The sequence below is a fragment of the Flavobacterium sp. 90 genome, from assembly GCF_004339525.1.
Lineage (GTDB): Bacteria > Bacteroidota > Bacteroidia > Flavobacteriales > Flavobacteriaceae > Flavobacterium.
Map to the genome: position 1 here is coordinate 1,418,186 of NZ_SMGE01000001.1, position 20,371 is coordinate 1,438,556.

Here is a 20,371-nt window from a genome sequence, read left to right on the forward strand (position 1 = left end):
TTTTATTTTTATTGTATTTAATGTTTTTTATTTTTTCGCTTTAGTAGCTTCTACTTTTGGAGCTGCTGTTTTTTCTGATTTTGCTTTTTTATCAGATTTTTTTTTAGGCTCTTTTGTCGCTTTAACCTCTTTTACAGGAGTTGCTTTTACTTCTTTAGCCTGAGCCGGTTTGGTCCCTTTTGCAGGAAATGCATTAACCATAACACTTGTTCCTAAAACCGCTACTAGTAACATCAAAAAATTTCTCATGATTTCTAAATTTTTATATTAATACCTTTTATTTTACAGATCAAATTTACCCCTGTAATATGAAGACAAAATGAAGAAAACCCCTCATCTAAATATTTTAACTTGACATTAACGATTCTGGAATTTTTCTACCACGTAGAGACGCACAGCAGTGCGTCTTTTATAGAATACAAACAAATTAATTTAAAATCTCATTCTAATAAAATCCTTCTAAACCATAGACGCACTGCTGTGCGCCTCTACTGAAATGAACTTATATAACTTGTATGGTAAAAAAAACATTCTAAACCATAGACGCACTGCTGTGCGCCTCTACATATAGGATGAAAAACAATTCTCATTTTAAATTTGTGTTTATTTTTCAGAACCGAATCGTTTTTAAAACCCAATTGATTATTTTTACAGACTAATATTTTTTTTTATGTCAACTCAAAAACGTCTTTTTCTTCTCGATGCTTACGCTTTAATATTTCGTGGTTATTATGCCTTCATAAAAAATCCGCGAATTAACTCTAAAGGAATGGATACATCAGCGATCATGGGATTCATGAATTCGCTTTTGGATGTTATTAAACGTGAAAAACCAGATCATTTGGCAGTAGCTTTTGATAAAGGCGGAAGTCAATTACGTAACGAGATATTCCCTGAATACAAAGCAAATCGTGACGTTACGCCAGATGCAATAAAAATTGCGGTACCTTATATACAAGAACTTTTAAAAGCCATGCACATTCCAATTATTGAAGTATCAGGCTTTGAAGCCGATGATTTGATTGGAACAATTGCGAAACAAGCTGAAAAAGAAAACTATAAAGTTTTTATGGTAACTCCTGATAAGGATTTTGCTCAGTTAGTTTCTGAGAATATCTTTATGTACAAACCGGCTCGTATGGGTAACGGAATTGAAATCTGGGGTGTTCCTGAAGTCTTGGCAAAATTTGAAATCGATCGTCCGGAACAAGTAATTGATTTTCTTGGAATGATGGGTGATGCTGCCGATAATATTCCTGGTCTTCCGGGAGTTGGTGAAGTAACTGCAAAAAAACTTCTTAAAGAATATGGCACTATGGAAAACCTTTTGGCAAATACAGATAAGCTAAAAGGAAAAATGAAAGAGAATATTGAAGCTAACAAAGAGAAAGGATTACTTTCTAAAACATTAGCTACTATTTTATTAGATTGTCCAGTTACCTTTAATGAAAGCGATTACGAATTAACACGTCCTGATATTGAGAAAACTGATGCTATTTTTAATGAATTAGAATTCAGAAGAATGGCAGAACAATTTGACAATCTTTTTAAAGCCGGAAGCGAAACAGCAAATACAGCTCAAGCTTCTGATGCAAAATTATACAAGAAACCACAACCTAAAAATGAAGATCAATTTGACCTTTTTGGAGGTGGCTCAACAGAAGAAGATTCAGAAACTCCAAGAACTTCTTTTTATAATACTTTAGAAAATACTCCGCATTCTTACCAGGCAATTCAAGGCGATTTAGGAATAAAACTGCTTTTGCAGAATTTACAAAACCAAACTTCTGTTTGTTTTGATACTGAAACAACTGGTTTAGATGCTTTACACGCTGAATTAGTTGGAATGTCGTTTTCTTATGAAAAAGGAAAAGCATTTTATGTTCCGTTTCCGGAAAGTCAGGAAGAAGCTCAGATTTTAGTCGATAAATTCAAACCGTTTTTTGAAAATGAAAATATCGAGAAAATCGGTCAGAATTTAAAATACGATTTAAAAATCCTTTCTAATTATGGTGTAATTGTAAAAGGAAAACTTTTTGACACTATGATTGCGCATTATCTAATTAATCCGGATATGCGTCATAATATGGATATTTTATCTGAAACCTATTTAAAATACTCTCCAAAATCAATTGAAACATTAATTGGCAAAAAAGGAAAAAATCAAATCACAATGCGCGATGTTCCTCTTGAAGACATCAAGGAATACGCCGCAGAAGATGCTGATGTAACATTGCAATTAAAAGAAATTTTCACCACCGAATTAGACAAAACAGAAACCAAAAAGTTATTTGATGACATCGAAATTCCGTTAGTAAGTGTTTTGGCTGCAATGGAAACCGAAGGAATTCGTCTGGATGTTGACTTTCTAAAAGCGATGTCTAAAGAAATGGACGTTGAGATTAAATCTTTGGAACAAAAAATATACGAGACTGCCGGTGAGAAATTCAACCTTGCTTCTCCAAAACAATTAGGTGATATTCTTTTTGATAAAATGAAAATTGGCGGAGCAAAACAAAAGAAAACTAAAACCGGTCAATATGCAACTGGCGAAGAAGTTTTGACTTATTTAGCCAATGATAATCCAATTGTCAAAGAAATTCTGGATTGGCGCCAAATGGTGAAACTCCAAAGCACTTATATCTTGGCTTTGCCGGAACAAGTTGACAAGAAAACATTGCGTGTTCATACGGATTACATGCAAACTGTTGCCGCTACAGGACGTTTGAGTTCTAACAATCCAAACTTGCAAAATATTCCAATTCGTACCGAAAGAGGTCGTCAGATTCGTAAAGCCTTTGTTGCACGCGATGAAAACTATACTTTAATCTCTGCCGATTACTCACAAATCGAATTAAGAATTATTGCCGCTTTAAGCGGAGAAGAAAATATGATTGCCGCTTTCAAAAACGGAGAAGACATTCACAAAGCTACAGCTGCAAAAGTTTTTGATGTTCCTTTGGACGAAGTTTCACGCGAACAAAGAAGCAATGCCAAAACGGTAAACTTCGGTATTATATATGGTGTTTCTGCTTTTGGTTTAAGCAATCAAACTTCGTTATCTCGTAGCGAAAGCGCTGCTTTGATCGAAGCTTATTACAAAACATATCCAAGACTTAGATCTTATATTAATGAGCAAATTGAGTTTGCACGCGAAAAAGGATATGTACAAACAATTCTGGGTCGTCGTCGTTATTTAAAAGATATTAACTCGGCAAATGCTGTAGTTAGAAGTGCTGCTGAACGAAATGCTGTAAATGCGCCAATTCAGGGAAGTGCTGCCGATGTGATTAAAATCGCAATGATCAACATCCACAAAAAATTAAAAGAAGAAAACTGGAAATCAAGAATGTTACTTCAGGTTCATGATGAGCTTGTGTTTGATGTGCATAACGACGAATTAGAAAAAATCCAGCCAATGATCAAACACGAAATGGAAAATGCTTTTACAATGGCAGTTCCTTTAGAAGTTGAACTTGGCTTGGGTAAAGATTGGTTAGCAGCGCATTAATAATTTTAAAATTTAAAAATGACAAACTTTAATTTGCCGCACTTCGAACAAATCAATTCTCAAGAATTGAAAGAATATTATTTTGTTGAGATCAATTTAAACGGAAGAAAAATAAGTATCGATTTAAATTTTAAAAATAACATTATTGATCCAAGTGAAATTGAGACTATCAAAACCTTTCTGGAAAACATTGAAAAATTTGACAAACAAAACAAATTTTATATTGAAAATGATTTAAAAGAAGAAGGAGATGGTGAAACATTGGAATATCTAAACTATTATTTTGAAGAGCTTGATCAAGATGAAATATCAAATATTATAAACACCAATGATTTAAGCACTTCAAAAGAAATACTACTTTTTAATGAATTAAAATTAAATAGAATCGGACTTTATCCTGATGAAAAATATGGTGCAGAATATTATGCTGCATTTGATTATTCTATAGATATTGATGGAAGACCTTGCGATCAACTTTTAGTAGTTAAAACAAATGAAAAAGGAGATTTAGACCATATTGCTTGGGAAAGTTAAAATCATGAAAAAAATAATTGTATTCTTTTTTGTATTTCAATCATTAATTACATTTAGTCAGGAGACCTATTATTTAGAAGGAAACCTGGCTAAAAGTAAAATATTCATGAAAATTGAAGTTTACAAATCCGATAATGAAACAAGTCTAAGCGCGACTTATTTTTATCAGAATTCATTAAAGGACATTAAATTAGAAGGAAATTTAAAAAGTAATCTTTTCACTTTCTTTTTTAAACCGAACGATATAATTACCGAAAAGTTTTATCTGAAAAAATCTGCAAATAATAACTTTGAAGGATCTTGGTATAATACCAAAGGAACTCAATTTGCGGTACAGTTGCATCCCGTTGATTTCTCTAATTACAGAGCAAATTTGGATAGATACTATTATGATGAAAAATTAAATCGTGTAAAGTGTAATTTTTTAGAGTTTAAAAAGCAGAAAACAACCGTTTATAACAACAAAGAATTTGTTTGGTATTCTGAGAAACATTGTGATTCAGAATTTTTCAGGATAGGAAATAACTTTTCAGAGAAAAACAAATCTGTTATAAATCCTATTTTGGAAAAAATTCACATTCAAAATACATTGGATCAATTAAATTGTTCATCTTCTTTTGAATACAGCGAAGGAAAAGGAATCGAAGGAAACGCAATTGTAAACTTTTTGAATTCAAATTTATTAGGTTTTGAAATTTCGAGTTCTTATTACTGCGGAGGCGCTCATCCTGATTTTGGAAGCAGCGGTTTTTTAATTGACTTAAATAACGGAAAAAGCTATAAAATTGACGATATATTAGCTTTTGATAAAAGTGCCACAACAGAAGAAGAAAGTGATTTCTCGAGTTATTCCACTTATAGAAGTACTTACTTTGCTCCTAAATTACTTGCTGTGCTTAATTCAGAATTTCATTTCGAAAAACCAAAAAATGACGATGAAGATCCTTGCGATTATACCAATGAAGAATATTGGGATTTTCCATCCTGGAATTATACCGAAAAAGGCATAGAATTCACACCAATCTTTTACAGAGCGGCAAGATCTTGTGAAGAATCTTTTTTGATTCCGTTTGAAAAATTAAAAAAGTACAAGAATCCAAAATTCCCTTACTCCTTATAATAATAAAAAAAATCCATCAGCCGCGGCTGATGGATTTTTTTATAACTCTTATTTTTTTCTTGTCGATTCTCGTTCTTTCAATTTTGTTTTGATAACGATGGTTTCGTAATCAGAAGTTTCTTCTTCAGATTCTTCTAAACGTTTGATTAATTGTTTAGCAGCTACTTCTCCAATTTCAATTCCGTGTTGACTTACAGTTGTTAAACTTGGTGACAAACGTCTTGAAGCTAAAATACCGTCGGCAAAACCTATAATCGAAATATCTTCCGGAACTTTATATCCTTTTTTCAAACTTACGCGTAAAGCAGCAACTGAATCATTTTCGTCTAAAGCAAAAATCGCATCAATTTTATTGTCGAAAATTGCATCAATTTTAGCTTTCATATCATCTTCTGAATCGGTACGAAGGATAATTTTTTCGTTTACCGGAATATTGTTATCTGCCAAAGCTTTCAAATATCCATCGGCTCTTAATTTTCCAACGCTTAAATTATCTACAGAAGAAATCAAAGCAATATTTTTACATCCTAAATCAATTAAATGCTGTGTTGAATTTAAAGCAGAATCAAAATCATCTACCACAACTTTATCACATTCTACTTCATCAGCAATACGATCAAACATTACAATTGGAGTTCCATCGCTAATAATAGCAGAGAAATGACTGTAATCCTGTAATTTTTGCGCTTCTTCTGAAACTGAAAGAATAAATCCGTCAATTGTTCCGTTGCTTAACATTTCAAGTGTGTGAATTTCTTTTTCCAGAGATTCATTAGAAATACACGTAATTACATTATATCCTTTTTTATCGGCTACTTTTTCGATACCACTAAAAACCTTAGCAAAAAAGGAGTTTAATATATTAGGTATAATTACACCAATTGTTTTCGTCTTACGATTCTTTAAATTAAGACCAATAACATTGGGTTTATAATTTTTGAGTTTGGCATACTCCTTAATCTTCACCTTCGTTTGCTCACTAATTTCCGGGCTATCGTTTAATGCCTTAGACACCGTCGATACAGAAACACCTAGTTCTTTCGCAATTTGCTTTAGAGTTGCTTTAGCTTTCATTTAATAATAATTTTTATGTAATTAATACAAATATAGTAGAATTACCTAAAATAAAACAAAAAACACCTACCAGTATTTGAATTTATAAGGTCTTTTTAAAATATTGCGATTTCTACTTTATATAGTATTCTTTTAAATATTCATAAAAAAGGCTGAATTCGAAATTATATTATACAAAAGACCTCATATAACAATATTTATTTTAAAGAAATTACTTACCTTTATTGTTTCTGTTTAAAAAAAATAAAAAATTACCTACAATGGCTTAGACCTTAATAATTAAGCTTTTTTTATTAAAAATACTTCTAACAAAATCTCCTAATCATCTTATTAATAGAATTTTACACCTTTATTTTAATTAATTATGAAGTAATTACTTATCTTTAATTAAAAAAGCAAAAATAATCTTAAAAAAAAGCAAAAAACCAAAACCACTTCCTCTATAATCTCGTTTATATCTATTTACGGAATAATTATAATTACTATTAATAACACTTTAAAGAATTAAATTATGAAAAACGAAGTTAAAATTCATGAAGTTGACCGCTCATTGAATAACAGAAGGAGCTTCTTAAAGCTCAGCGGCTTGGCATTAGCAGGCGCAGGTCTGGTAATAGCCGGTTGTAGCAACAATGATGATAATGACCCCGCACCAGAAGACACGTCATTACCAGGAGTTAGAAATGGTATTTTTGATTTAGGTTCTGGAGATTTTGGAGTATTAACTTATGCTTATGCTCTTGAACAACTAGAAGCCGACTTTTATACTAAAGTTGTAAACTCTTCAAACTTTAATAGCACTTTTAATGATATCGAACGTCAGGTTCTAACTGATTTGTATCATCATGAAGTAATTCACAGAGACTTTTTTAAAGCTGCCTTATCAGGAGCACTTCCAAATCCAAGCGCACAATTGCTACCTACACTAGCTTTTAATTATGGCGCTCTGAACTTTAATAGCCGTACTGATGTTCTTGCAACAGCAAAAGCTCTTGAAGATACTGGAGTTGCCGCTTATAACGGAGCTGGAAAATTGATTAAAAGTGCCGACTATTTACTATTAGCCGGAAAAATTGTTTCAGTTGAAGCAAGACACGCTTCAGCGATAAGAAGCTTAATTAATCCGAATTCAAGCGACTTTGCTGGTGATGATGTCATAAATACTTCTACAGGTTTAGATGTTGCGAAAGATCCTTCTAAAATTCTACCGATTGCCGGAGGTTTCATTACTACAAAATTCACTGCCAAATATTTACCTTAATCTTAACTAGCTAAAACTTAGAAATTATGAATATTTTAAAATTTATAGAAACATTTACTGATGATAGCTTAATGAGAAGCACTGGATCAAGAAGAGACAGTTTTAATCAGTTTGGAAATATTGGAAAAACATTGGCAATCGCAGCGATTCCTTTTGGATTATCAACTTTCGCAAATAAAGCATTAGCAAAAGATATTACTGCAACACCGGCTACTCCAATTGGAGCTTTGCAATTTGCTTTAACTTTAGAATACCTTGAAAACGAATTTTATGCCATGGCATTAGATTCAGGAGTAATTCCTGCATCAGAAAATGGAGGACGAGATTTAAAAGTTTTTCAACAAATAGCTGCACACGAATCTGATCACGTTAAATTTTTAATCGCAGGTTTGGGCGGAACTATGAGTGCTAACTTTGTTGCAAAACCAACATTTGACTTTACTGTTGGCGGCGCATTTGATCCTTTTGGAGACTATCCAACCTTTCTGGCATTGGCGCAAGCCTTTGAAGATACAGGTGTAAGAGCATACAAAGGTCAGGCTGCAAATTTAATTTCTGCACCGGACTTATTAACTGCTGCATTACAAATTCATTCTGTAGAAGCACGTCATGCATCTGAAGTTCGACGCTTACGCGGATTAAAAGGATGGATCTCTAATGACGAAAGAGGCGCAGGAATGCCAACTGCAACGCAAGCTGTTTATAATGGTGAAGGAGTTACTGTTCAGGCAGGATTTAACACCGCAGCCTCATTTGGAGCTGCAGCAGGATCAGAAGCTTATGATGAGCCACTTACAACACAACAAGTTGTAGATATTGCAAATTTATTTATTGTTTAAGTAAAAACAATTTTAAATATTGAACCACCTTCGCGTTATTGTGAAGGTGGTTTTTTTTTATTGTTTTAAATATAAAACTGACCCCTTGATTTTCAGCATATAAAATATTCTTTTCAGGTATTTGGTTTTAAAATAATTAATTGTACTTTTGCATCCCCTTTATTGGGGATGGAATGTTTAATTAAAATAATATTATGGACGCATTAAGCTACAAGACAATTTCAGCTAGCAAAGCCACTGTAACAAAAGAGTGGATTGTTGTTGATGCAGAAGGTCATAACTTAGGTCGTCTTGCTTCAAAGGTTGCGATGATCTTAAGAGGTAAGTACAAGCCAAGTTACACACCACACGTTGACTGTGGAGATAACGTAATTGTTATCAACTCAGAAAAAATTAACCTTACAGGTACAAAAATGAATGACAAAATTTACATGCGTCATACAGGTTACCCAGGAGGACAAAGAACTTTAACTGCTAAAGTATTGCAATCTAAAAACCCTGCATTATTAGTAGAGAAAGCTGTAAAAGGAATGTTACCTAAAAATAAATTAGGAGCTGAACTTTTTAGAAATCTAAATGTTGTTGTAGGTGCTGAGCATACTCACGGAGCTCAAAAACCTAGAACTGTTAACCTAAACGATCTTAAGTAATGGGAGTTATTCACAAAATCGGTAGAAGAAAAACCGCTGTTGCACGTGTATATGTTTCTGAAGGAACAGGTAAAATCACTGTAAACAAAAAAGAATTCGCAACTTACTTTCCAACTGCAACTTTACAATACAAAGTTTTACAACCATTATCTATGACAGAAAATGCTGGTAACTTTGATGTAAAAGTAAACGTTTACGGAGGTGGTTCAACTGGACAAGCAGAAGCCGTAAGAATGGCATTAGCACGTGTAATGTGTGAAGTGAACATCGAAAACAGAGCTATCTTAAAACCAGAAGGTTTATTAACAAGAGATCCAAGAATGGTTGAACGTAAGAAATTCGGTCAGAAGAAAGCTCGTAAGAGATTCCAATTCTCTAAACGTTAATATTACCTGTCTTGTGCATATGGTACAAGACACTATCAATTATTTATTGAAATTAAAAAACACAGTTGTTGTTGCTCTCCTATCGAGGTAGGATATAGTTTAGCATCTAAATGTATAAAGCCAGGAATCCAAAAGAAACCGCCATTTATACATTGCTAATCAACAGAACGTAAACTAGTACAAAAATGGCAAACAAAATAGAAGTAAAAGACTTACTAGAAGCAGGTGTTCACTTTGGACACATGACTAGAAAATGGGATCCAAACATGGCCCCTTACATTTATATGGAGCGTAATGGTATTCACATTATCAATCTATATAAAACTGCAGCAAAAATCGAAGAAGCTAACGAAGCTTTGAAAAAAATCGCTGCATCAGGTAGAAAAATCTTATTCGTAGCTACCAAAAAACAAGCTAAAGACATCGTTGCTGATAAAGCAAAAGCTGCAAACATGCCTTACATCACTGAAAGATGGCCTGGTGGAATGCTAACTAACTTTGTAACTATCAGAAAGGCAGTTAAAAAAATGTCTTCTATTGATAAAATGAAGAAAGATGGTACTTTCATGACGTTATCTAAAAAAGAGCGTTTGCAAGTTGATCGTCTACGTGCTAAATTAGAGAAAAACTTAGGTTCAATTGCTGATATGTCTAGACTACCTGCAGCATTGTTCGTAGTAGATATCAAAGCTGAACACATCGCAATAAAAGAAGCACAAAAATTAAACATTCCAGTTTTCGCAATGGTTGATACGAATTCTGACCCAAGAGAGGTTGATTACGTTATTCCTGCAAATGATGATGCTTCTAAATCAATTGACAAAATTTTATCTTTAGTAACTGCTGCTGTAATCGAAGGTCTTTCTGACAGAGGTTCTGATAAAGAAGCTGAAGTTTTCACAGAAGAAGCTCCTGCTGCTGAAGCTGCTGCTCCTGCTGTTGAAGCTGCTCCTGCAACTGAAGAATAAATCAAATTTAAATTCCAAATTTTAAATTCCAAATTCCAAATACAAAATTAAAAACGTTATGTTGATAATTTAATAAAATTGGAGTTTGGGATTTAGAAGATGGAATTTTTACTTTTAACATTAAAATTCAAAATATTATGGCAACAATTACTGCTGCAGACGTAAATAAATTAAGACAATCTACAGGTGCCGGAATGATGGACTGTAAAAAAGCTTTAGTTGAAGCTGACGGAGATTTCGATAAAGCGATACAAGTCCTTAGAGAAAAAGGACAAAAAGTTGCTGCTAACCGTTCTGACCGTGAGTCTTCTGAAGGAGCTGCTGTTTCTTTTATCAATGCTGACAATACTAAAGGAGCTATCATCACTTTAAACTGTGAGACAGATTTCGTAGGTAAAAACGAAGCTTTCGTAACTTTAGCTAAAGATTTAGTTGAAAGAGCTATTAACTTCTCTAATAAAGAAGAATTCTTAGCTTCAGATTTCAACGGAATTACTGTTGCTGAAAAATTAATTGAGCAAACTGGAGTTATCGGAGAAAAAATCGAAATCGGTGGTTTTGAAATTTTAGAAGGTGCTTTTGTTGGATCTTATGTTCACGTTAACAAAATTGCTGCATTAACTGCAATTTCTGCTGCAATTCCTAATGCTGACGTTTTAACTAAAGATGTTTCTATGCAAGTTGCTTCTATGGGAGCTGATACATTATCTTACAAAGATTTTGATCCTGCTTTCGTTGAATCTGAACTTGCTGCTCGTATTGCTGTAATCGAAAAAGATAATGAAGAAGCAAAACGTTTAGGAAAAACTTTGAAAAATGTTCCTAAATATATTTCTTTCTCTCAATTAACTGAAGAAGTTTTAAAACAAGCTGAAGAAGATGCTAAAGCTGAATTAAAAGCTGAAGGTAAACCAGAGCAAATTTGGGACAAAATTATCCCAGGAAAAGTTCAACGTTTCATCTCTGACAACACTACTTTAGATCAAGAAAAAGCTTTGTTAGATCAAAACTTTATCAAAGACGATAGTAAAAAAGTTGGTGATTACGTTAAAGGATACAATGTTGAAATCACAGGTTTCAAAAGAGTTACTTTAGGTTAATATATTATTATTTCAATATAAAAAGCCCGAATATTTATTTATTCGGGCTTTTTTATTTTTATAAACTTGAAATCTTTTATTCAACAGGAAAATTTCTCGCTCGCATCAAAGCATCAGACTTTGGAGCTCTTCCTCTAAAATTCTCATATCCTTTTTCGTTATCAATCGTATTTCCAACACTAAAAATAGTGTCAAGTAATCTTTTTGCAACTACTTTGTCATAAGGTCCGTTTGCTTCCGTAAAAGCCTCATAAGCATCAGCATTGATTACATCTGCCCATAAATAACTATAATAACCAGCCGCATAACCATCACTCGAAAAAATATGCGCAAATTGCGGAATACGATGACGCATTACAATCTCTGACGGCATATTAAGCGCTGCCAAAGTTTCTTTTTCGAACTTTACAGGATCAATCGTTTCAGTTGTCAAATGAAGCTTCATATCTACAAAAGAACTCGATATCGTTTCCACAGTTGCAAAACCTTCATTAAAATTAGCAGCCAATTCAATTTTCTCTACCATTGATTGTGGCAATGGCTCATTTGTTTTATAATGCAAAGCAAACTTATTCAACACCTCAGGAGTTGCTAACCAATGTTCAAAAATCTGTGAAGGAAACTCAACATAATCTCTCGCTACTGACGTTCCGGACAAACTAGGATACGTAACATTCGAACACAATCCATGAAGAGCATGACCAAATTCATGAAACAAAGTCGTAGCATCATCCCAGGAAATCAAAACGGATTCGTTTCCATCTCCTTTTATAAAATTGCAATTATTGGAAACAATTGGAAGCATATTTTCTAACTTTTGCTGATCACGATAAGAACTCATCCATGCGCCTGAACGCTTTCCTGTTCTTGCATAAGGATCAAAATACCACAACCCAATTGTTTTGCCCAAGACCTTATTACTAACTTCCCAAACACGCACATCTTTATGATATACCGGAACATTAGTAATTTGCTCAAAACTTAAATCAAATAATTCTCCTGCAACCCAAAACATTCCTTCACGCAAATTCTCAAGCTGCAAGTATTGTTTAATCTCGTTTTGATCTAAACTATATTTTGCCTTTCTTACTTTCTCTGCATAATAACGATAATCCCACGGTTGAATTTTAAAATTATCTCCTTCGGCATCTACTATTTTCTGCATTTCAACAACATCCTGATGCACCTTTTCTACAGCGGGTTTCCAAACAGAATGCATCAATTCTAATGTTTTCTCAGGATCTTTTGCCATTTTATTCGACAGACTCCAATGTGCAAAAGAAGGAAATCCAAGTAATTTCGCCTTTTCGCTTCGCAATTTCAAAATGGTAATAAGCGTTTCGTTAGTATCATTTTCGTTACCATTATCACCGCGTTTTACAAAAATATCAAATGCTTTTTCTCTTAAATCTCTACGATCAGAAAATGTCAAAAATGGTTCAATAGAAGAACGAGTATTAACAATACATCCCAAAGCATCAAGCTTACGATTTTTTGCTTCAGCAATTGCAGCATTTTTTATTTCTAAAGGTAAACCATCAAAATCTCCCTCCTCTTTCAATTCAATAAACTGATTGTTTTCTTCCGCTAATAAATTTTGACTAAATCTTGTAAAAAGCGTTGCTAATTCCTGATTAATTTTCCCTACTTTTTCTTTATTTAAATCATCCAATTCAGCGCCTTCTCGAACAAAATCAGTATAATACAACCAAATCAAACGTTGCTGTTCGCTATTCAATTTCTCTTTTTCATTAGAATTATATAAAGTCTCTATTCGGGAGAAAAGCTTTTTATTCTGATACATTTTATCATTTAAAGCAGACAGTTTTGGAGACATTTCTGTTTCTACAATTCCAAATTCGGACGTATAAATATTCGAACTATAAATTCCAAAAGCAGTATGAATTCGCGCAATCTTTTTTCCTGAGTTTTCTAATGCAGCAATAGTATTCTCAAATGTTGCAGCCTCGGGATTGTTGGCAATAGCATCAAATTCATTTAAATTTTCCTTAATCGCTATTTCTATTGCAGGTTTAAAATCTGCAACCTTATATTCGTTAAAAGCAGGAACTCCGCCATATGATCCACTCCATTTTTGAAGTAATGGATTATTAGCATTTATTTTTTCATCAACAGTTAATGAAGTCTCACTCATGATATAATTGATATTTATTTTGTGTTGTTAATTAAAAAAGAAAAACAAGTTCTCCTTTATCCAAAAGTACCCAAAAAATCAGAAATCAAAATAAAGTTTAACAAACCATATTTATAAACTGCACGAAACACAATTCGCAAGCAGATACTTCAACTTAAAAAGAAATAACTTAAATTTGAAACATCATTTATGCCACAAACATGTTTAAAACCAGAAGAGAAATTGTCTTTGTAATTCTAGCAGGAATCTTTATCACCAATGCAGTTGTCGCAGAACTTATTGGGGGGAAATTAATCCAAATTGGTCCATTTGTAATGAGTATCGGAATTTTACCGTGGCCCATTGTATTCCTTACAACAGATTTAATCAATGAATATTTTGGAGAAAAAGGAGTAAAAAAGCTCTCTTTTATAACGGCTTGCTTAATTGCCTACGCTTTTTTAATATTATTCATGGCAATCGTTATTCCGGCAGCAAAAGGAATAAGTCCCGTAAATGACGAACAATTTCACGCGGTTTTTGGGCAAAGTATGTGGATAATTGTCGGAAGTTTAATTGCCTTTATGGCTTCACAATTAATTGATGTTTGGATATTTTGGTTTTTCAAAAGACGAACCGGCGAACGAAAAATATGGCTCAGAACCACCGGATCAACTGTAATTTCACAATTATTTGATTCTTTTATCGTACTTGGAATCGCTTTTTGGCTTCCGGGAAAAATCGATTTTGACACCTTTATTTCATCAGGATTAACCGGATATATATTCAAGCTTACTGTTGCTGTCGTATTAACCCCTGCGATTTATGCCGGACATCATTTGATTAAAAATTATCTAGAAAACGATCCTTCTCATAAAGAGAATAAAAACCCAGAATAATGGCAACACAAGAACTTATTCGATGTGGTTGGTGCACTTCCAGCGATTTATACAAAAAATATCATGACGAAGAATGGGGTGTTCCGGTTTATGATGATCCTACTTTATTCGAATTTTTAATTCTGGAAACTTTTCAGGCTGGTTTAAGCTGGATTACAATTTTAAATAAACGAGAAAATTTCAGAGTAGCTTTCGATCATTTCGATTATAAAAAAATCGCGAATTATTCCGAAAATAAAATAGCCGAATTATTGGAAAATACCGGAATTATCCGCAACAAACTCAAAATAAAATCTTCCGTTTCAAACGCACAGGCATTTATAAAAATTCAGGAAGAATTTGGAAGTTTCTCTGATTATATTTGGAAATTTACCAACGGAAAACCAATCATCAATAATCCAAAAACATCAAAAGACGTTCCCGCTACTACTCCACTTTCTGACGAAATCAGCAAAGATTTAAAAAAAAGAGGCTTTAAATTCGTAGGTTCAACCGTAATTTACGCACATATGCAAGCCACTGGAATGGTCAATGATCATGCGGAAGATTGCTGGAAAAGAGTTCAGTAATCAGTCGCAGTTTTCAGCTCTTTAAAACGTGATAGTTTTAAGTTAAACACTGAAAACTGTGACTGAAAACTGAAAACTTTAAAAAAAACATTATATTTGCTTCACACTTTAGGGGTGTCTACAACTTTGTAGGCTGAGATTTTACCCTCTGAACCTGATCTAGTTCATACTAGCGTAGGGAAAAGTAAGATGACTTCTGCGCGCATTTTTACGCGCAATTGTAGCCATTCCTAAGGTAAAGATTCATTATCATGAATCTTAGACAAACCTAAAAAACAAAGGAATGGAAATAAAAATCAACCAACAAATCAAACAATTCAATGCTGAATCGCTAAGCGTTCAATCATTGCTCGATCTCGAAATTCCCAACAAACAAAACGGAATTGCCGTTGCTGTAAATAATACTGTCGTTCCAAAACTCAACTGGAACCAACACTTCGTACAAGAAACTGACGAAATTTTAATTATTTCAGCAACACAAGGCGGATAATATGGCTGCTTAAACGGGCTATACGTTTCAAGTCCGCAGTCGCCAACCAAAAAAATATAGTCTTAGAAAAGCTTCCGTTGGTCGCTTTCCTAATCCTTATTTTTTACGGTTTCCTCCTTTACGGGCTTTACACTCCTATCCCTAGCAGAAAAACAAAAATTACAACAAAAACACCTAAAAAAGACGCACTGCTGTGCGCCTCTACGGAAAACCATTTTACAACACACATTTTACAATTCACAAGCTATGACTACAGAAGAACAAATTTCCAGAACTCCTTTTCCGAACTCCAATAAAGTATATGTTAATGGAGAAATTCATCCTATAAAAGTCGCTATGCGAGAAGTTATTCTTAGCGATACTAAACTTTCAAACGGCGGAATTGAGAAAAATCCTCCAGTAACAATTTACGATACTTCCGGGCCTTACACAGATCCTAACATCGAAATTGACATTCGTAAAGGTTTGCCACGCTTACGCGAAAGTTGGATTCTGGATCGAAATGATGTCGAAATTTTAAGCGAAATAACTTCTGACTACGGTCAAAGCCGATTAAAAGATGAAAGCCTGAATCACCTTCGTTTTGAATATTTACATCAGCCTAAACGTGCCAAAAAAGGCGCAAATGTGACGCAATTATACTACGCAAAACAAGGTATCATAACTCCAGAAATGGAATATATCGCAATTCGTGAAAATCAACGAATCGAGTTATTAAACGAACAAACCAAAGCAATGCAATGTCAGCATTCGGGACATAGTTTTGGCGCAAATACTCCAAAAAGCAAAATAACACCCGAATTTGTTCGAAGTGAAGTTGCTTGCGGAAGAGCTATAATTCCTAACAACATCAATCATCCTGAAAGCGAACCCATGATTGTTGGACGTAACTTTTTGGTAAAAATAAATGCTAATATCGGAAACAGTGCAGTAACCTCAAGCATCGAAGAAGAAGTTGAAAAAGCCGTTTGGGCTTGCCGTTGGGGTGCTGATACAATTATGGATTTATCAACTGGAAAAAATATTCACGAAACCAGAGAATGGATTATTCGTAATTCTCCGGTTCCAATTGGTACCGTTCCTATTTATCAGGCTTTAGAAAAAGTAAAAGGAATCGCCGAAGATTTAACTTGGGAAGTTTTCCGCGATACATTAATCGAACAAGCCGAACAAGGTGTTTCGTATTTTACCATTCATGCTGGAGTTTTATTGCGCTACATTCATTTAACAGCAGATCGCGTTACCGGAATTGTTTCTCGTGGTGGATCAATCATGGCAAAATGGTGTTTATTTCATCATAAAGAAAACTTTTTGTACACGCATTTTGAGGAAATTTGCGAAATCATGAAGCAATACGATGTTGCTTTCTCATTAGGCGATGGTTTGCGTCCAGGTTCAATTGCTGATGCCAACGATGCAGCTCAATTTGCCGAATTAGAAACTTTAGGCGAACTAACAAAAATCGCGTGGAAACACGATGTTCAGGTTTTCATTGAAGGTCCGGGTCACGTGCCAATGCACATGATTAAAGAAAATATGGACAAGCAATTAGAACATTGCAGCGAAGCCCCTTTTTACACTCTTGGTCCTTTAACTACTGATATTGCACCAGGTTACGATCATATTACATCTGCAATTGGAGCCGCAATGATTGGCTGGTACGGCTGCGCAATGTTGTGTTATGTAACGCCAAAAGAGCATCTTGGATTACCCAATAAAAAAGACGTAAAAGATGGCGTTATCACTTATAAAATTTCTGCACATGCCGCTGATTTAGCCAAAGGTCATCCGGGAGCACAATATCGTGATAATGCTTTAAGTAAAGCCCGTTTTGAATTCCGTTGGGAAGATCAGTTTAATTTATCATTAGATCCAGATACGGCTAGAGAATTTCATGATGAAACTCTTCCTGCTGACGGAGCAAAAGTAGCGCATTTCTGTTCGATGTGTGGCCCAAAATTCTGTTCTATGAAAATATCTCAGGAAATACGTGATGTAGCAGCCGCCGAAAAAGGTATGCAGGAGAAATCAGAAGAATTTATTGAGCAAGGGAAAGAGATTTATATCTAAAAGAAAATAGAGGAAAGAATAAAGAATAAAGAAAATAGATTATGATTGTAATTACAAATCCTTCTGCTATTGCAAATGAAATCAACATCATAGATGCTTTGTTTGAAGAAGGATTGTCTTTGCTTCATATCAGGAAACCTGATTTTTCTGAGATTGAAATGGTGGAATTTATCAAGCAGATAAAATTAGAATATAGGTCAAATTTGGTTTTACACAGTCATCATGATTTAGCAGAAGATTTTGGTATTAACCGAATTCATTTTTCAGAAAAAGAAAGAAAAAAATCTCATGACTTTCCTGCAAGGTTTCCAAAACCTTGTAGGTATAAATCAACATCAACACATTCCATCGAAGATTTTAATTCTTTAGAAAATGATTTTGATTATGCCTTTTTAAGTCCTGTTTTTAAAAGTATTTCTAAAGAAGATTATCATCCGAAAGAAAACCTTTTTGAATCATTAAAATCAAGAACAAATTACAATACAAAAGTCATCGCTTTGGGCGGAATTGATTCTGAAAACATCAAAAAAACACTTGAAAACGGATTTGATGATGTAGCGCTTTTAGGAGCTATCTGGAACAATGAAAACCCAATAAAACAATTCAAATTATGTCAGAAAATCGCCCTTTCGTTCTCAGTATAGCGGGTTTTGATCCAACTGGTGGTGCTGGTGTTTTGGCAGATATCAAAACATTTGAACAACATAAGGTAACTGGTTTTGCAATTACAACTGCTAACACAATTCAGACTGAAAATGAGTTTTATGACATTGAATGGACAAATGTGAATTTTGTAATTCGTTCTATTGAAACGTTATTTCAAAATTATAAAATCAGTACGGTAAAAATTGGAATCGTACCTTCTTTACATTATTTAAACCGAATTCTTTCGACCATAAAACTACTAGCTCCAACTACTCAAATTGTTTGGGATCCGGTTTTAAAATCAACAACAAAATTTGAATTCATCAGTATTGAAGACCGATTAGATTTGAATAAAGTTCTATCGAAAATCGATTTGATTACGCCAAATTATAATGAAATTGAAATTTTATTTCCCGGTTTTGTTTCAGATGAACTTTGGCTTAAAGATGAAATATCAACTAACATTTTGCTAAAAGGAGGACATAATCCGGATGAAATTGGCACTGATCGTCTATTCCTTAAAAATGAAATTATTGATTTATTGCCCTCAGAAAAAAAATGCTTTGAAAAACATGGCTCCGGTTGTGTTTTATCATCAGCACTCGCCGCAAATCTCGCATTGAATCAAACTCCAAAGGAGGCTTGTAAAAATGCTAAAACCTACATAGAAAAATACCTGAGTTCAACTAAACATTTAATCGGATATCATTATGTACAATAAATTGCAATATATCTCACAAGGAAAAACAATCGAAGAACAATTATATAATATTCATCACGCTCTCGATGCCGGATGTGATTGGATACAAATGCGTTTCAAAGATCAAACTACCAAAGATACTTTTGCTTTAGCGGAAGCGGTAAAATTTTTATGCGAAGAATATCTCGCCAATTTTATCGTAAACGACAATCTCTATCTCGCGCAGCAAATTGCTGCAGACGGAGTTCATTTAGGTTTAACCGATATGAATATTGCCGAAGCAAGGGCAATTTTAGGAAATACAAAAATCATTGGAGGAACAGCAAATACTTTTGAAGATATTGAAAACCACGTAAAAAATGGCTGTGATTATATTGGTTTAGGTCCTTTTAGATTTACTGCCACAAAAGAGAAATTAAGTCCAATTTTAGGCTTATCCGGTTATTTTGAAATTCTTCAAAAACTGAAAAAAAACAAAATTTCGATTCCGGTTTATGCCATTGGCGGAATAGATTTAAAAGACATTAGCCCGTTAATAGAAACCGGAATTCACGGAATTGCCGTTTCCGGAATGATCACAGAAAGTGACGAAAAGAAAAAATTAATTCAACAATTAAACGAAAAGTTATATGCAAACGTCATTGTTTAACATTAGAGATAAAACCTTTAAATCCCGTTTGTTTTTAGGAACGGGAAAATTTGGTTCAAACCTTGAAATGGAAGAAGCTATTCTGGCTTCTGAAAGTGAATTGGTAACCGTTGCCTTAAAACGTATCGATCTCGAAACAGAAACGGATGTTATTTTATCGCATTTAAAACATCCAAACATCAATTTATTACCTAATACTTCGGGAGCCCGAAATGCAAAAGAAGCTGTTTTTGCGGCTCAATTAGCACGTGAAGCTTTAGAAACAAATTGGATAAAATTAGAGATTCATCCGGATCCAAAATACTTAATGCCAGATCCCATCGAAACTTTAAAAGCAACCGAAGAACTAGCTAAACTTGGTTTTTTTGTTCTGCCTTATATTCACGCAGATCCAGTCTTGTGTAAACATTTAGAAAGCGCAGGAACAACAGCGGTTATGCCGCTAGGTTCTCCAATTGGCAGTAATAAAGGCTTAAAAACTATCGATTTCTTAGAGATTATCATCGAACAAAGTACTGTTCCTGTAATTGTAGATGCAGGAATTGGCGCTCCATCAGACGCTGCAAAAGCTATGGAAATTGGCGCTGATGCTGTTTTAGTAAATACCGCAATTGCTGTTGCCGGAAATCCGAAACTAATGGCTGAGGCTTTTAAAGAAGCTGTTATTGCTGGCAGGAAGGCTTTTGAAGCTAAAATTGCGAATCAGCACAATTTTGCTGTAGCTTCTAGTCCTTTGACATCTTTTTTATATGACTAAAATTTAATTGTAATG

General features: G+C 33.9%; 20 protein-coding genes and 1 riboswitch. Of the genes, 17 read left to right on the forward strand and 3 right to left on the reverse strand.

Annotation, left to right across the window (positions count from 1 at the left end; genetic code table 11):
- Window positions 1–27: 27 nt before the first annotated feature.
- Complete coding sequence (locus C8C83_RS05645) at window positions 28–249, reverse strand: hypothetical protein (RefSeq protein WP_121326877.1); 222 nt, start codon at window positions 247–249, stop codon at window positions 28–30.
- Between the two features lie 421 nt (window positions 250–670).
- On the opposite strand from C8C83_RS05645, the gene polA reads away from it, so the two are divergent.
- Genes polA through C8C83_RS05660 form a run of 3 tightly spaced genes read left to right on the forward strand, consistent with a single transcriptional unit; the run spans window position 671 to window position 5,165 of the window.
- Window positions 671–3,511, forward strand: a complete 2,841-nt coding sequence (gene polA, locus C8C83_RS05650; RefSeq protein ID WP_121326879.1) for a DNA polymerase I — start codon at window positions 671–673, stop codon at window positions 3,509–3,511.
- Between the two features lie 18 nt (window positions 3,512–3,529).
- A complete protein-coding gene (locus C8C83_RS05655; protein ID WP_121326881.1) occupies window positions 3,530–4,045 on the forward strand; it encodes a DUF2004 domain-containing protein in 516 nt (171 codons plus the stop codon).
- A gap of 4 nt (window positions 4,046–4,049) precedes the next feature.
- Window positions 4,050–5,165, forward strand: coding sequence for a hypothetical protein (locus C8C83_RS05660; RefSeq protein WP_121326883.1), 1,116 nt, complete (start codon window positions 4,050–4,052; stop codon window positions 5,163–5,165).
- Window positions 5,166–5,213: 48 nt separating this feature from the next.
- On the opposite strand, the gene C8C83_RS05665 is transcribed toward C8C83_RS05660, so the two are convergent.
- Entirely contained in the window at window positions 5,214–6,239 is a 1,026-nt protein-coding gene (locus C8C83_RS05665) for a LacI family DNA-binding transcriptional regulator (protein WP_121326885.1), read from the reverse strand.
- A 511-nt stretch (window positions 6,240–6,750) separates the two neighbouring features.
- Between C8C83_RS05665 and C8C83_RS05670 the strand changes: the two genes are divergently transcribed.
- From C8C83_RS05670 to tsf, 6 genes are all read left to right on the forward strand, one after another.
- Window positions 6,751–7,500, forward strand: coding sequence for a ferritin-like domain-containing protein (locus C8C83_RS05670; protein WP_121326887.1), 750 nt, complete (start codon window positions 6,751–6,753; stop codon window positions 7,498–7,500).
- Window positions 7,501–7,526: 26 nt separating this feature from the next.
- Entirely contained in the window at window positions 7,527–8,339 is an 813-nt protein-coding gene (locus C8C83_RS05675; RefSeq protein WP_121326889.1) for a ferritin-like domain-containing protein, read from the forward strand.
- A 194-nt stretch (window positions 8,340–8,533) separates the two neighbouring features.
- Window positions 8,534–8,989 (forward strand): 50S ribosomal protein L13, encoded by a 456-nt coding sequence (gene rplM, locus C8C83_RS05680; protein ID WP_026983738.1) that lies wholly within the window; start codon window positions 8,534–8,536, stop codon window positions 8,987–8,989.
- Window positions 8,989–9,375: a 30S ribosomal protein S9 gene (rpsI, locus tag C8C83_RS05685; RefSeq protein ID WP_116752865.1), complete on the forward strand. Its 387-nt coding sequence runs from the start codon at window positions 8,989–8,991 to the stop codon at window positions 9,373–9,375. Before rplM ends, rpsI begins: the two co-directional genes overlap by 1 nt.
- 185 nt (window positions 9,376–9,560) lie before the next feature.
- Window positions 9,561–10,343, forward strand: a complete 783-nt coding sequence (gene rpsB / locus C8C83_RS05690) for a 30S ribosomal protein S2 (RefSeq protein ID WP_121326891.1) — start codon at window positions 9,561–9,563, stop codon at window positions 10,341–10,343.
- A 137-nt stretch (window positions 10,344–10,480) separates the two neighbouring features.
- Window positions 10,481–11,443, forward strand: coding sequence for a translation elongation factor Ts (tsf, locus tag C8C83_RS05695; protein ID WP_121326893.1), 963 nt, complete (start codon window positions 10,481–10,483; stop codon window positions 11,441–11,443).
- A gap of 76 nt (window positions 11,444–11,519) precedes the next feature.
- Here tsf and C8C83_RS05700 read toward each other — a convergent pair whose 3' ends face one another.
- On the reverse strand, window positions 11,520–13,598 hold the full coding sequence (locus C8C83_RS05700; RefSeq protein WP_121326895.1) for a M3 family metallopeptidase: 2,079 nt from the start codon (window positions 13,596–13,598) through the stop codon (window positions 11,520–11,522).
- A gap of 200 nt (window positions 13,599–13,798) precedes the next feature.
- Here C8C83_RS05700 and C8C83_RS05705 point away from each other — a divergent pair, with 200 nt between their 5' ends.
- The 8 genes from C8C83_RS05705 (at window position 13,799) to C8C83_RS05740 (ending at window position 20,356) form a co-directional block, all read left to right on the forward strand.
- Window positions 13,799–14,476 carry a queuosine precursor transporter gene (locus tag C8C83_RS05705; RefSeq protein WP_121326897.1) on the forward strand — a complete coding sequence of 226 codons (678 nt, stop codon included), beginning with the start codon at window positions 13,799–13,801 and terminating at the stop codon, window positions 14,474–14,476.
- Window positions 14,476–15,045, forward strand: coding sequence for a DNA-3-methyladenine glycosylase I (locus C8C83_RS05710; protein ID WP_121326899.1), 570 nt, complete (start codon window positions 14,476–14,478; stop codon window positions 15,043–15,045). The genes C8C83_RS05705 and C8C83_RS05710 overlap by 1 nt, the downstream gene beginning before the upstream one ends.
- A gap of 100 nt (window positions 15,046–15,145) precedes the next feature.
- A riboswitch (TPP riboswitch) is annotated at window positions 15,146–15,243 on the forward strand.
- Between the two features lie 85 nt (window positions 15,244–15,328).
- Window positions 15,329–15,535 (forward strand): sulfur carrier protein ThiS, encoded by a 207-nt coding sequence (thiS, locus tag C8C83_RS05715; protein WP_121326901.1) that lies wholly within the window; start codon window positions 15,329–15,331, stop codon window positions 15,533–15,535.
- A 246-nt stretch (window positions 15,536–15,781) separates the two neighbouring features.
- The gene (gene thiC / locus C8C83_RS05720) at window positions 15,782–17,605 is read left to right on the forward strand and encodes a phosphomethylpyrimidine synthase ThiC (protein ID WP_121326903.1); all 1,824 of its coding nucleotides are present in this window, start codon (window positions 15,782–15,784) and stop codon (window positions 17,603–17,605) included.
- A gap of 41 nt (window positions 17,606–17,646) precedes the next feature.
- Window positions 17,647–18,249 carry a thiamine phosphate synthase gene (locus C8C83_RS05725; protein WP_121326905.1) on the forward strand — a complete coding sequence of 201 codons (603 nt, stop codon included), beginning with the start codon at window positions 17,647–17,649 and terminating at the stop codon, window positions 18,247–18,249.
- The gene (locus C8C83_RS05730) at window positions 18,216–18,971 is read left to right on the forward strand and encodes a hydroxymethylpyrimidine/phosphomethylpyrimidine kinase (RefSeq protein ID WP_121326907.1); all 756 of its coding nucleotides are present in this window, start codon (window positions 18,216–18,218) and stop codon (window positions 18,969–18,971) included. Before C8C83_RS05725 ends, C8C83_RS05730 begins: the two co-directional genes overlap by 34 nt.
- Entirely contained in the window at window positions 18,961–19,599 is a 639-nt protein-coding gene (locus tag C8C83_RS05735) for a thiamine phosphate synthase (protein WP_121326909.1), read from the forward strand. The genes C8C83_RS05730 and C8C83_RS05735 overlap by 11 nt, the downstream gene beginning before the upstream one ends.
- A complete protein-coding gene (locus C8C83_RS05740) occupies window positions 19,580–20,356 on the forward strand; it encodes a thiazole synthase (protein ID WP_121326911.1) in 777 nt (258 codons plus the stop codon). The genes C8C83_RS05735 and C8C83_RS05740 overlap by 20 nt, the downstream gene beginning before the upstream one ends.
- Window positions 20,357–20,371 lie beyond the last annotated feature (15 nt).